General features: G+C 53.1%; 14 protein-coding genes and 7 tRNA genes (1 of these 21 cut by a window edge). 1 reads left to right on the top strand and 20 read right to left on the bottom strand.

All coding sequences use genetic code 11. The features are described 5' to 3' along the window. Positions 1-26 precede the first annotated feature (26 nt). The 13 genes from BA6348_RS10530 to BA6348_RS10470 all read right to left on the bottom strand — a co-directional run bounded on the left by BA6348_RS10530 (position 27) and on the right by BA6348_RS10470 (position 9,637). Complete coding sequence (locus BA6348_RS10530; protein ID WP_007784639.1) at positions 27-692, bottom strand: DUF2953 domain-containing protein; 666 nt, start codon at positions 690-692, stop codon at positions 27-29. A gap of 66 nt (positions 693-758) precedes the next feature. Next, complete coding sequence (locus BA6348_RS10525) at positions 759-1,730, bottom strand: S-layer homology domain-containing protein (protein ID WP_005835435.1); 972 nt, start codon at positions 1,728-1,730, stop codon at positions 759-761. Between the two features lie 217 nt (positions 1,731-1,947). Next, the gene (sleB, locus tag BA6348_RS10520) at positions 1,948-2,595 is read right to left on the bottom strand and encodes a spore cortex-lytic enzyme (RefSeq protein WP_025848941.1); all 648 of its coding nucleotides are present in this window, start codon (positions 2,593-2,595) and stop codon (positions 1,948-1,950) included. 101 nt (positions 2,596-2,696) lie between these two features. Then, complete coding sequence (gene spoVAE / locus BA6348_RS10515; protein ID WP_005835433.1) at positions 2,697-3,047, bottom strand: stage V sporulation protein AE; 351 nt, start codon at positions 3,045-3,047, stop codon at positions 2,697-2,699. Positions 3,048-3,063: 16 nt separating this feature from the next. Continuing rightward, complete coding sequence (gene spoVAD, locus BA6348_RS10510; protein WP_025848938.1) at positions 3,064-4,068, bottom strand: stage V sporulation protein AD; 1,005 nt, start codon at positions 4,066-4,068, stop codon at positions 3,064-3,066. 3 nt (positions 4,069-4,071) lie between these two features. Next, positions 4,072-4,545 carry a stage V sporulation protein AC gene (spoVAC, locus tag BA6348_RS10505; protein ID WP_122953078.1) on the bottom strand — a complete coding sequence of 158 codons (474 nt, stop codon included), beginning with the start codon at positions 4,543-4,545 and terminating at the stop codon, positions 4,072-4,074. Between the two features lie 18 nt (positions 4,546-4,563). Next, a complete protein-coding gene (locus BA6348_RS10500) occupies positions 4,564-5,424 on the bottom strand; it encodes a DUF421 domain-containing protein (protein WP_007784646.1) in 861 nt (286 codons plus the stop codon). Between the two features lie 70 nt (positions 5,425-5,494). After that, positions 5,495-5,701: a DUF1657 domain-containing protein gene (locus tag BA6348_RS10495; protein ID WP_005835427.1), complete on the bottom strand. Its 207-nt coding sequence runs from the start codon at positions 5,699-5,701 to the stop codon at positions 5,495-5,497. A 155-nt stretch (positions 5,702-5,856) separates the two neighbouring features. Then, on the bottom strand, positions 5,857-6,060 hold the full coding sequence (locus BA6348_RS10490; protein WP_005830919.1) for an alpha/beta-type small acid-soluble spore protein: 204 nt from the start codon (positions 6,058-6,060) through the stop codon (positions 5,857-5,859). A 54-nt stretch (positions 6,061-6,114) separates the two neighbouring features. Continuing rightward, on the bottom strand, positions 6,115-7,269 hold the full coding sequence (locus tag BA6348_RS10485; RefSeq protein ID WP_005830917.1) for an MGDG synthase family glycosyltransferase: 1,155 nt from the start codon (positions 7,267-7,269) through the stop codon (positions 6,115-6,117). After that, positions 7,269-7,850, bottom strand: a complete 582-nt coding sequence (locus BA6348_RS10480; protein WP_005830916.1) for a YkoP family protein — start codon at positions 7,848-7,850, stop codon at positions 7,269-7,271. Before BA6348_RS10480 ends, BA6348_RS10485 begins: the two co-directional genes overlap by 1 nt. 74 nt (positions 7,851-7,924) lie before the next feature. Next, positions 7,925-8,575, bottom strand: coding sequence for a TerC family protein (locus BA6348_RS10475; RefSeq protein WP_005830914.1), 651 nt, complete (start codon positions 8,573-8,575; stop codon positions 7,925-7,927). Between the two features lie 286 nt (positions 8,576-8,861). After that, positions 8,862-9,637 (bottom strand): IS5 family transposase gene (locus BA6348_RS10470; RefSeq protein WP_207212834.1). Its coding sequence is split into 2 segments (ribosomal slippage): positions 8,862-9,310 and positions 9,310-9,637, totalling 777 coding nucleotides; the frame shifts between segments, so codons are not numbered across the junction. A gap of 164 nt (positions 9,638-9,801) precedes the next feature. Here BA6348_RS10470 and BA6348_RS10465 point away from each other — a divergent pair. Next, positions 9,802-10,821 carry a sensor histidine kinase gene (locus BA6348_RS10465; protein ID WP_340640809.1) on the top strand — a complete coding sequence of 340 codons (1,020 nt, stop codon included), beginning with the start codon at positions 9,802-9,804 and terminating at the stop codon, positions 10,819-10,821. A 526-nt stretch (positions 10,822-11,347) separates the two neighbouring features. On the opposite strand, the gene BA6348_RS10460 is transcribed toward BA6348_RS10465, so the two are convergent. From BA6348_RS10460 to BA6348_RS10430, 7 genes are all read right to left on the bottom strand, one after another. Further along, positions 11,348-11,421: transfer RNA gene (locus tag BA6348_RS10460), tRNA-Gly, on the bottom strand. Between the two features lie 12 nt (positions 11,422-11,433). Next, positions 11,434-11,521, bottom strand: a tRNA-Leu gene (locus BA6348_RS10455). A 29-nt stretch (positions 11,522-11,550) separates the two neighbouring features. Then, positions 11,551-11,627: transfer RNA gene (locus tag BA6348_RS10450), tRNA-Pro, on the bottom strand. A gap of 11 nt (positions 11,628-11,638) precedes the next feature. After that, positions 11,639-11,712, bottom strand: a tRNA-Arg gene (locus tag BA6348_RS10445). 154 nt (positions 11,713-11,866) lie between these two features. Continuing rightward, positions 11,867-11,942, bottom strand: a tRNA-Gly gene (locus BA6348_RS10440). Between the two features lie 69 nt (positions 11,943-12,011). Next, positions 12,012-12,098, bottom strand: a tRNA-Leu gene (locus BA6348_RS10435). Positions 12,099-12,119: 21 nt separating this feature from the next. Next, positions 12,120-12,157 (bottom strand) — tRNA-Lys (locus BA6348_RS10430) (it continues 38 nt past the right edge of the window).

Genomic DNA, 12,157 nt, shown 5'->3' with positions numbered 1-12,157 from the left:
GAACCTATGAGCCGACTTCTGCTTTTTTACGCCTGCGATGGCGTCGTTTGCCATTTGCGCTGGTTGCTTCTTCTGATCCGCAGCGCAATTTTCAATAAGGACAAAAGAAAATGACCCAAATAAAAATGAAAGACGCAGCGAAACGTCGTCTGGATGACGGCTGCGTTCCAGACTGGCTGGACGCTCATCGCCGGCATCGCCCGCAGCGAGATGGAATGCGACAGGACGCCGACAATCACGCTTTTGACGCCCCAGATGATCCCGGTCAGTGCCCCGGTCTCAGCCGCCTGCCCAGTGCCCAAAAGCGTATGCCACTCCAGCTTGGTGCAGTGAATCTGCTTGCACAAGTCTTTGATGAGCGGCAACAAATCCCGCACCCGATCGACAAGCTCCCGGTAGTTGTGATACAACTCTTTCACTTGCCTGCGGGTAAAGTCTTTGACCTTCTCCTGTATTTTGCTTCCTTGCTGGATCGTGTCCACCTGCGCTACCAACTCCTGGCCGGCAGGAGACACCTTGAACAGCAGCATCGGGATCTCGTATTTTCGGGAAAACAAGCCGTGCCATACCGTAATCTCGACTTCTAGCTGGTCGTCTTCCTCTTTTCGACTGTAGTAACAAGTGATTTTCACTGGCGTGACGGCAAGCAGCGCCAGCAAGGCAAACAATCCGGCAAATACCCAGCCCCACAAAAAAATCCCCCCTTTCCACCGTTAGTATCAGTGGAAAGAGCAGGAAATATGTTCGAAAACTTCGCGTTAATCCAGCACGTACACTTTCACGCCTTGCTTCATGCCGTAGCTGCGGGCTTGCTGCAAGGTCGGCAAATACAGGTCGACATGGCGCTGTTTGACTGCGCCGCCGATGTCGGCCGCGACCGCATAGCCGTAGCCGTCGATATACAGATGGCTTCCCAGCGGAATGACGGACGGATCGACAGCGACGACACCCTCGCGCAGCGGATACTCCAGGTATGAGAGGATCGGCTGGTTCGGATTGCTGTACGCGGTCGTCTGGACGGTCAGCGCTTGCTTGTAAGCGGTTCCGTTAAAAAGCTGCTGCGAACTTTTCGCGGCCTCGCTTTTGACCAGGTGCAGCGCCGCATACGTGGCTGCTTCCGCTCTCGTCATCGCGTTTTTCGGCTTCAAGGTACCGTCTGCATACGGGCTGACCAAGCCTTTTTCCAGCGCGTAAACGAATGCCCGCTGGTAGCTCTTGCCCACGCTTTGCCCATCGGGATACTTGGCCAGTGTCTGGATCGTCGTCGACCATTTCACCTGGTTGACGGCACCGCTTTCGCCCTTGGAGCGAATCAAAATGGACACAAGCTCTTCTCTGGTGACAAGCTCATCAGCCTGCAAAAACAATTGGCTTCCTTGCTTCGTTCCGTGGACGATCCCGAGCCGATAAGCTGTTTCCGCAAAAGGAGCCATCCAACTGCTTGCAGGTATGTCGGCAAACGGCGACTGACTTGTCGTACCCGGCGCAATGCCCTTTGCTTTCACAAACATCGTCACCAGCTCGCCGCGAGTGACAGGATCGTCCGGGCGGAACGACTCGGCGTTGCCAACAGCCCCTGCTATGTAAAGTTTTTCAATTTCTTTTTTGGCCCAATGGTCGGCAATGTCTGTATAAGGTGTCGCATTCGTCTCGTTTGTCTTTGCCTCTGCGACTGGCGTGCCGATGACCAGCAAGGCTGCCAGCGAGGCCAGGATCAGTTGTTTCCTCATCATCATCCTCCAAAAAAGCGATTTGCAATCCTTTCGTTTCATTTTATCGAAACATTTCGGGAACACAATGTACAATTGTTCCCAATGGCCGCTTGGACAGAAAAATAGCGCTTTGGGCCGGGCAGCCCCGTACACCGGACCCGTTTGCCTTCGTGAAAAAAGGCCCCTGATCGGCGCATGGTGCGCCAAAATCAAGAGCCTTTTGTTCCGCGCTGCGTTATTTGGCGAAAATATGCTTGCCGATCTTCACGACTTGCGGACGAGACCAGATCCATTTGGAGGTGGCGGTCGATGGATTGAAGTAATAGAGCGCACCATTGGTTGGGTCCCAGCCTCTTACTGCTTCCCATGCGGCCCGGTAGGCCGTCTTGTTGGGGCTCAACCAGTACTGTCCATCAATGACCGCCGTAAACGCGTACGGCTCGAAAATGACTCCCTTGAGCGTGTTCGGAAAGTCTTTGGACTTCAGACGGTTCAGGGCTACCGCCGCGACGGCCACCTGCCCGGTAAAGCTTTCTCCCCGTGCTTCTGAATAGACCAACTGGGCGAGCATTTGCATCTCGTTTCGATTGACCGATACTTTTTTTAACGCCCGCCATGTATTTGTACCAGCGACGCCATCGACTGGCAGTCCGTATGCTTTTTGAAACTTTTTGACTGCCTGGACGGTGTTCGCTCCGTAGCTGCCATCCAGCCGGTCCGTATAATACCCCAACAGTTGCAGACGATACTGCAAATCCCACACATCCCCGCTCTCGCTGCCTCGCTTCAAGAGCGGCGCAGCAAAAGATTCAGCAGGGCAAACAAACGCGACGGCAAGCATCGCCGCGAGCAGGGTCGTCAATGTTTTTTTCATCCATGACATGAACATCCCCTCCTTACGCCACCATTCTACTAGCTGGCGAAAGTAGGTTCAATTCAAGCATTTTGGCAGCACAGGTAACATATGACGCGCTTTTTCCTCTTTTAGCCTTTTGGCCGGAAGATCAGGGCCATGAAAAAGCCAAAGACGATCGCCGCCGATATGCCTGCGCTGGTCACTTCAAAAATGCCGGTCACAATGCCGATCAGCCCGTGCTGCTCTGCTTCGGCCATCGCGCCGTGGACGAGGGCATTGCCGAAGCTGGTGATGGGAACGGTAGCGCCTGCCCCGGCAAACTGGACGAGCGGCTCATACAGCCCGAAGCCGTCCAGCACCGCCCCGGCGACCACCAGAGATGACATCGTATGCGCCGGTGTCAGCTTGACGACATCCATGAGAAACTGGCCGATCACACAAATGATTCCCCCTACGAGAAACGCCCATAAAAACGTCATGCTATCACTCTCCAGGTCACTCGGACTCGATGGCCACGGCGTGTGCGACACAAGGGATGCTCTCCCCTTGCTGATACGAGATGGGCGATAGCAGCGCGCCTGTCGCCACCACCAGCATCCGCTTCCATTCGCCTGCGCTCATCCTCCGCAGCAGGTGGCCATATGTAACGGTCGCAACGCAGCCGCAGCCGCTCCCTCCGGACCAGACATTCGGGTTGTCTCCATAGATGAGCTTCCCGCAATCAATGTAGCGCTGCAGCGGCACCATCACGTTATGTTTAGGCAATAGTTCCGACAAAATCGCATGCCCCACTTTCCCCAAGTCTCCCGTTACCACCAGGTCGTAGTGGTCGTGCGGGAGCTGGAAGTCGCGAAAATGCGTTTCGATCGTCGACAGCGCAGCCGGAGCCATCGCCGCCCCCATGTTGAACGGATCGGTCATCCCCATGTCCACGACTCGGCCAATCGTGGCGCCTGCTATGCGCAAGCCTTTACCTTTGTTGCCGACGACCGCTGCTCCTGCTCCCGTAACCGTCCACTGGGCGGTCGGCGGCTTCTGGGAGCCGTACTCTGTCGGGTAGCGGTATTGCTTTTCTGCCGCCCCGTTGTGGCTGGACGTCGCCGCGAGCACGCAGTCCGCCGCCTGGCTGTCCACGAGCTGCGCAGCCAGTGCCAAGCCTTCCATGGCGGTCGAGCACGCCCCGAAAATGCCGAGAAACGGGATCGCCAGCGTGCGGGCGGAAAAGCTGGCGGAAATGATCTGGTTCATCAAATCGCCTGCGAGCAAAAAGTTGATCTGCTCCTTCGCCAGCCCCGCTTTTTCGATGGCTTTCGAGCACGCTTCCTCCAGCAGCACCTTTTCCGCCTTTTCCCAGCTCTCCTGACCGATCATCAAGTCCCCGTGCAGCGTATCGAAATCCTCTGCCAACGGCCCCTGTGCTTCAAATGGCCCGCCGATGGCAGCGTGGCCGAGAATAACCGGCTTGGAGGGAAACACCCACGACTGATGGCCCTGGCGCATGCGTCACCCTCCCATCGTAAACAACTTTTTTAAAAGACCGATGACGAATGCGGCAGCAACACCAAACACAATGACGGAGCCAGCGAGCTTGAACATATTGCCGCCGACGCCCAGCACCAGTCCTTCGCTGCGGTGCTCGATGGCGGCTGAGGTGATCGAATTGGCAAAGCCGGTCACCGGAACGCTCGTGCCCGCCCCCGCCCATTGCGCAATCCGGTCGTAGACGCCCAGCCCTGTGAGCAGCGCCGAAAGCAGGATCAGGACAGCGACTGTCGGATTTCCGGCCGTTTTCTCGGTAAAGTCAAAGTATCGGATGAACAGCTCTGTAATCCCCTGGCCAATCAGGCAGATGAGGCCCCCCACGAAAAAGGCGCGGATGAAGTTGCGCACGAGCGGACGCTTAGGCTCATGGCGCATCGCCAACTGCTGATACTCTTGCTGCACGGGGGTCAGATTCTTCTTTTTTTGATCCGCCACTTTTCTCTCACTCCTTTTTTACCGTATCAAAAACGGCTTCAATTGGTCGATGACTTGCTGCAATTGCTCCGCGTCACGCTGATAAGTCTGTTTGGCCTCTTCGCTTTTCGTCGCAAGGGCAAACAGCTCCAGATCGGCCTGGCATTTTTTCAGTGTCGCAAACGTCAGCTTCATCGCTTGCGGGGCGGGCACCTGAATTTTGTCGTCATACAAATCGAGGTACAGCTCGCCGCCTTTGTCGACCTGGCCGAGAAACACGTTCTCCAGCGCCACGCCCGCTTTTTGCAATTGCGTGCGCACCCAACGGCGATTGTAGCCCGCTGTCGCCAACGGCTCGTCCATGATGACGCCATCCATAATGACGACCTGGTTTTCTTCTGCCGGCGACACGGTCAATTCCAACTGCTGCGGCGTCACGGGTTGGTTCTCGGACTTCAAGAGCACGCTCAGTTCCCCGTTTGTCTCCATCAGGGCGAACTCCACGTCCGCTACCCGGAACACGTTTTTGATTCGCAGTTGCTCCAGCAAATCTTCCGCCGTGAGACGTTCCTTTTTCAGATTGTCCTCCAAAATTTTCCCTTCTTTAATAAGAACGGTCGACTTGCCCTCGAAAAAGTCGCGCAGCACCTTGCTTTTGAGCGTCAGCCATTCCATCAGGACAGGGACAATCGCAAAAACACCCATGGCAATCAGACTGTGAACAATCGGTCCGTCTATCTCCGTCGCCATGAAGGCAGCGATGGAGCCGATCGTAATGCCGACGATGTATTCAATGAGCGAAAGCTGCTTGATTTGCCGCTTTCCAATGATTTTCGTCAGAATAAACAAGTATGCCAGCGCTCCCAGCGAGCGTAGCAAAATATTGAACCAGTCAGGCATGCTCCACCTCCGTCAGCCCTTAAAAGAAAAGCCAAGAGAGAGGGAGTCCCTCTCCCTCATTCACAGCAGGCTAGAAGCCTTTGTACTGTGGCTCTTCGTTCTCCAACTCTGTCACGCGTTGCTGCAGGTTGTTCACAATCGTTTGGGTTTGCTCGGCAGCTTCTGTGTACAGTTGCTTCGCTTGCTTGTTTTGCGTGCTAAGCGCGAACGACTCCAAATCTGCCTGCGCACCCTTCAGGCTGGCAAGCGCCTGTTTTACTTGTGCTCCAACTGTCATAATCCTTTCACCTCCCAACACCTATAGAATCAGCCTCTCACGCTGAAAATATGCGGTCGAGTTTGCCGTTTTTTCTGTAACTTGTTTCCAAATAATTCTATATGCATGAAAAAGGAAAGACACCCGCAGGTGCCTTCCCTCATCCAGCTATGCAATTAGCCACGGCCAGCCAATTGTTGTTCAGCGAAGGCAACAAGACGTTTTGTGATCTCGCCACCCACTGAACCGTTTTGACGGGAAGTGGTGTCCGGACCAAGCTGAACGCCGAATTCAGAAGCGATTTCATACTTCATTTGGTCCAGCGCTTGGTTTGCTTGAGGAACCACCAGATTGTTGCTAGAGCGGTTGTTGTTAGCCATCTGTAATCACCTCCTCGTCGTTGGTAGGTTTAATATGTGTGAAGTTTTCGTTGTTCATTCGCCTTTTTCATTTCCAAATTTAGACTCCAGTTGAAAAAGCAGCTCAGCGATATGGGTAGCCGCTGCCGGACGCCTTAGCTTGTCCATCTGCCGGGCGATCCTATCCTTTTGATCGGAGTGGCGCCAGCGCCTGATAATCTCCCGGATTTCCTGCGGCGTACTCGCCAGCACGGCTGCGTTTTGCTGCGTGAGAAAAGCGCTGTTATGCCTTTCCTGACCGGGCAGCGGCTGGTACAGGATCAGCGGCGTCCGCAAAGCGAGCGACTCCGCGCACGTAATGCCTCCGGGCTTGGTCACGTACACGTCTGCCGCGCCAATCCACTGCCACATGCAGTCTTCAAAGCCTTTGACGACAAGCTGGTGCCGCTGGCCGCTGTGCGCTTGCTCTGCCTCCAACTGCTTTTTTAGGCGGGCATTTTTTCCGGTTAGCGCGACGACCTGCAGCGGCTCCTCCTCTGTGAGCAAAGCGCGAATGACTTCTTCCATCTGACCGTAGCCGCCCTCGCCTCCGCCGATCAGCACCGTAAAGCGCTCCGGAGCAATTCCCAGCCGCTTTTTCCACTCGTGCCTGGCCGTCTTCTCTGCCAGGCTGAACGCATGGCGGATCGGAATGCCGCAGACGTGAATTTTTTCCGGGCGGATCTGGTAGCGCCGTTGCAGCCGCTCTGCCATCTGCTCATGCGCTACCATATAAGCGTCGATCTGCGGATCTACCCAAAAGCGGTTAATGTGAAAATCAGTCGGCACACTGACCAACCGAAACGGCTTGTCCGCCTTTTTCTTCGCATAGGCAAGCGCCGACAGGCAGTAGGCATGCGTCGCAATTACGACGTCCGGCTGTTCCGCCTGCAGCACCCGCCGAAGCAGTCGCGTCGAGAGCCACCAGCCAAGCGGCTTGGACAGCGACTTTCCCCACATCTCATCCTGTTCGTACATGCTGTGCCAGATGGGCTTGGCGTATTTGAGCATGTTGAAATAAAAAAAACGGGACAGCACGCGCAAACCCGGGCTGGCTGTCTGTAAGCCTCCGATCACCCGGGCTGATTCCGCACCGTCCATTTTTTGCAAAACCTCCTGAAGCGCCTCTGCCGCTACCCGATGCCCACTGCCTGCCCATTCCTCGGTGACCAGTAAAAAACGTTTGGCCATCAAAGCGTATCTCCTGTCGACGCGCCTTGTCCGTAACGCGCAAGCAACAACTCCTTGGACATGTAGACCCGTTTTAGCGGCATGTCGTGCTTCCACGTCTGCACCCGTCTTTTGCCGTTGGGATGAACCAGCCTGAGCATGAGCCGCAAGTACCAACGCTTGTAGCGGAAAAACCAGTTCATCGGCACGTCCGAGATGGAAAAGCCCAGCGGGGCGACTCCTTTGTGCAGCATGGTTGTGCCTACGATTCCTTTGATTTGCTCCCGCTCCTCCATCGCTTCCAGAAAGGCGGCCAACCTGGGCAGCGACTGCAAAATATGCCTGCGCAACAGCAAGGCGACCCGCAGCTCGTCCTGCACTCCCCGGCAGAGCGTAGCAAAGTAATAGTTGTGAATATGTATTTTCAAAATCAGATCGCCGTCATGAATGGTCCGCTCGTCTGACGTGCGTAATGTCTCCCCCCGATAACGCAAGGGAACGACCCGGAAGATGTTGTTCCCTTTTTCGATGTAGGTAAGTCTGGTGCACCGTTGGTAGATTTCATCCCAGTATCCCCATAGCATCAAGAGATTTGTGTTCATGTGCAACGGTTCCTTTCCAGCGATGTTTACTTTGTTTGTAGTATTCCCCAGTATCGCTTCCTTTCATTACCTCTTCAGGCCCTTTTCATCCGTCCCCACAGCATGATCGCTGCCGAGGCAATGGCCGGGAGCCACATGTGGTTAAGCATCAGCGGATTGATCCATTTCCACACGTACGGGTCTTCGAGACACATGTCCACCGCTGTAAAGGCCAACACCCCGCCGCCGAGAATGACCAGGCCTGGAAAACGGTTCATAAGCCTGGCGACCCATGTGCTTCCCCACATTAACAGCGGAATGCTCATTCCCAGTCCAAGCAAAACCAGCCATATATCGCCATGCGCCGCTCCACCAACCGCCAAAACATTATCCAGGCTCATTACAAAATCCGCCAATATAATCGTTCTGACCGCCTGGCCGATTGTCTGATTATGCGCTACCTCTGTCGTTTCCTCCTGGTTGCTCACCATCAGCTTGATGGCAATCCATAAGAGCAGTCCTCCCCCGACCGCCTTGACAAGCGGAATATCGAGCATCCAGGTCGTCACGCCCGTCAACCCGATTCGCAGGACAACAGCCCCGATCGTTCCATACAGGACAGCACGGCTTCGCTCCCGCAGAGGCAAGCCCCGACAAGCCATACCTATGATGACAGCATTGTCGCTGCTCAACACCAGATCAATCATGAAAATATGCACCAGACCCAGCCAAAAATGCTCTCCCATCCCTGCCTCCCTGGTCCATGTAAATGTTTGTCCATTCTACTTTATGCGACTAGAATCGGACTCATGATTGAATATTTTTCCGAATAAAGGCGTATTTCAGCGGATTTTGTCAATAAAAAAATCCCACAAAAAAACATTTTATCGCGAAATCGGGATAATTATACCTTGTCTAATCTTACCCTTTTCCCTTACGATTTTAGTGGGGTGGATAATGCGATGGTGGAGACTGTGACGCTTAATCTATTGAACGTTTCACGGAAAATTTTAGGATGTGTCTGAAAACTCATTATTGAGTTAGTTTAAAGATGGACGCGACATATACAAACGCTAGGAATGATTTGGCCAGCTTGTCGTAACGAGTAGCGATTCGTCGAAAATGTTTGATTTTATTGAAGAAGCACTCCACCAAGTGCCGTTCTTTATAGCGGTACCAATCCACTTTCCAAGGATTTTTATTATTCGCTTTAGGCGGGATGGTGTACGCTGCCTGCTTAGCCGTAATCCAATGCCGAATGGCTTCTGAGCCGTAGGCTTTGTCACCAACAATATGGCTTCCCGTAAGATCAAACCCTTGAAGCAAATTGATCGCTGGAACGGAATCATAGACGTGCCCCCCCGTGAGAAGAAAAGCGAGGGGATTCCCTAATCCATCGACGACGGTATGAAGTTTGGTTGTCTTTCCGCCACGGCTGACGCCTATGTGCTGATTTACTTCGTGTCCTTCTGCGTTTTTTTAGCACCCGCACTGTGTTGATGAGCTTTGACCGATGTAGAATCGATGCTCAAGTTTTCAAAGTCAGGTTCTACGTGAAGAGCTTGGAAGATGGCGACAAGTAATCCGGTATCTCTCCACTTGCAGAAGCGACTGTAGACCGTTTTCCATGAACCATAACGTTCTTCCGGCAAATCTCGCCAAGCCGCACCACTTCGGGCAATCCAAAGAATGGCATTAAACATGGTACGATTACTTAATTTGGACGGACGTCCTGTTCGATAGGGGGGGAACATGTCCTGAATTTGTTCCCACTGTTCATCGTTTATTTCGTACCGTCTTTGAATCATGCTCGTTGCTCCATTCGTTTTTCCTAAATCATACCACATTTTCTTTAGTTTTCAGACACGTCCTAGATTTGGCTCCAAGAATTACTACGATATGGTTACAGGAAATTGTTCGCAGTATGGAAATTCCTGTAACCATTCCTCGTGATTTTGCGGAGAAACGAACTGTGCTCTTAGCCCGTTATCTGGTGGAAGACGTAGATCAGGACATGCAGAACTGGGCACTGGATATGGGAGAGTGGCTGCGTTCGCAGGAGTTCCCCTTTTCCTCCATTTTGCGTACGTATCAGTTGTATCGAAATGTCTTTTGGCGCGTGCTTCAGCCTGAACTGCAACAATGGTCCCTCTCTCCGCAGGAGATGCACTATCTGGAGCGACAACTGGGGAAGGCGATGGATGAGAGTGTGTTCTGGGCTGTCTATCATTTCGAGCAGATGATAAACAAGGAGCTCGTGCAAAAGGAAGAAACGATTTCCTACCTGCACAATGACAAACTGACCATGCTGGGGAAAATCGCCGCCAACATGGCGCATGAGCTGCGCAATCCGCTGTGCGCGATTGAAGGCTTTCTCAAGCTGATTAGCGAGTCTACGCAGGAGCAGGCACAACTGCAGACGTACATTCAAGTCGTGATGCATGAATTCGAAAATTTGCACCGGCAAATAACAGGTTTTCTCAGCTTCTCCAAAAAACCGATTTTAGATGAAATTTTCAAAACTGTCCAAGTTGAGCAACTGCTCGCCGAAGTAGAAACGCTCATTACTCCGCGACTGGTAGGAGAAAACATACGCTTTGAAAAACAAGTCCACTCCTGCGCCCTGGCTTGTTATGAGGAAGGCTTAAAGCAGGTCGTCGTCAATCTGTTGAACAATGCGATCGACGCTGTGCAAAATCGAACAGACAAGTACATCCACGTCATTGCCACCGCTTCGGATGGCTGGCTCTATTTGAGCGTGGAAAACAACGGAGAAATGATTCCTCCCGACATTGTCGAGATTTTGTTCCAACCGTTCTTTACGACCAAGCAAAATGGGACAGGCATCGGTCTGTCTATCTGCAAAAACATTATCGACAAACATAATGGCACCATCCATTGTGATTCCAACGAAAATCGTACCCGTTTCGTCGTGTCGCTGCCGATTTTATCGCCAGAAGAAGCAGCCGTCCAGGCAGCGGTATCTACGTGAAAGCATTCATTTTCTCCGCTTCTCCGCGCAAAAAAGCCTCCTGAGATTCAGGAGGCAATGCAAGAGATCCGTTACCTATTCGTTCGGTAAGCGACCTTAGCCTTACTGTACACGAAAACATATGTTTCTACCACTGAAAACGTCAGACAGCTTTCGACATCTGTTTTATGCAGCAGTCTGTCCCTCTATAGATGATGAAAACGTTCGTGCTCTTAAGCCCCGTTTGCGGGCGTTTCCTATTGGGCTTGGGCGAATTAGCGAGCTTGGGGCTGGGCCTATACGCACACGCTTGCACACTCGCTTTCGCGCCCGCATGCAAAAGGACCTGTGGCAAGGCTGAAGTGAATCGCCGCCTCGTCTCACAGGTCTTTTTCTGTGTGTGCGTCCTCCTTGCTTTTGTTCTTGCGTCGCTTTTGCCTCGGCCAAACGGTTCTGCCCAAGCTTGGCCGCAAGCGCTGTTTCGAGCTGAATCATCTTTTTTATTGCAAAAAAGCAGAGAGCCGATTGGTTCCCTGCTTTTTGTGTATGGAGCGGGTGATGGGAATCGAACCCACGCGACCAGCTTGGAAGGCTGGAGTTCTACCATTGAACTACACCCGCATCTGACTTATATGGTGCCGAGGACCGGACTTGAACCGGTACGGGAGAAACTCCCGACAGATTTTAAGTCTGTTGCGTCTGCCCATTCCGCCACCCCGGCAATTTCGTTACGAATCTTTGGGCAAATCATGGTCGGGAAGACAGGATTCGAACCTGCGACCCCTTGGTCCCAAGCCAAGTACTCTACCAAGCTGAGCTACTTCCCGACTGTAAAAAGCGTGCCCTGAGAGATTCGAACTCCCGACCTTTTGATTCGTAGTCAAACGCTCTATCCGGCTGAGCTAAGGGCACATGGTAAACGGAATGTACGACAAGTCTCGCTTCTTCCTGGCGCTGCTGCGTCGATACGCTACCTGCCAAGCCAGATCAGAAGAGCCTGTGACGTGCTTCCTTGTTGTTCTGTGAGGGGTAAACCCGGAACGGGTGAGAGACCCGAGAACATTTATGGAGCGGACGACGGGTCTCGAACCCGCGACCTTCGCCTTGGCAAGGCGACGCTCTACCAATTGAGCTACGTCCGCATTTTGATAAGCTGTGAAATCCCCGTACAATGCTTGAAATACACTACAAGGCTTCGTTTTTTGATTGAATGGTGCGGTCGAGAGGACTTGAACCTCCACGGTGTTGCCACCACTAGAACCTGAATCTAGCGCGTCTGCCAATTCCGCCACGACCGCATATCCACTTGTCAAAAATACTGGTGAGCCATGAAGGACTCGAACCTTCGACCCTCTGA

The sequence above is a fragment of the Brevibacillus agri genome, from assembly GCF_004117055.1.
GTDB classification, from domain to species: domain Bacteria; phylum Bacillota; class Bacilli; order Brevibacillales; family Brevibacillaceae; genus Brevibacillus; species Brevibacillus agri.
Note: the sequence above shows the minus strand (reverse complement) of the source record. Positions and strands in the feature narration are given on the sequence as shown.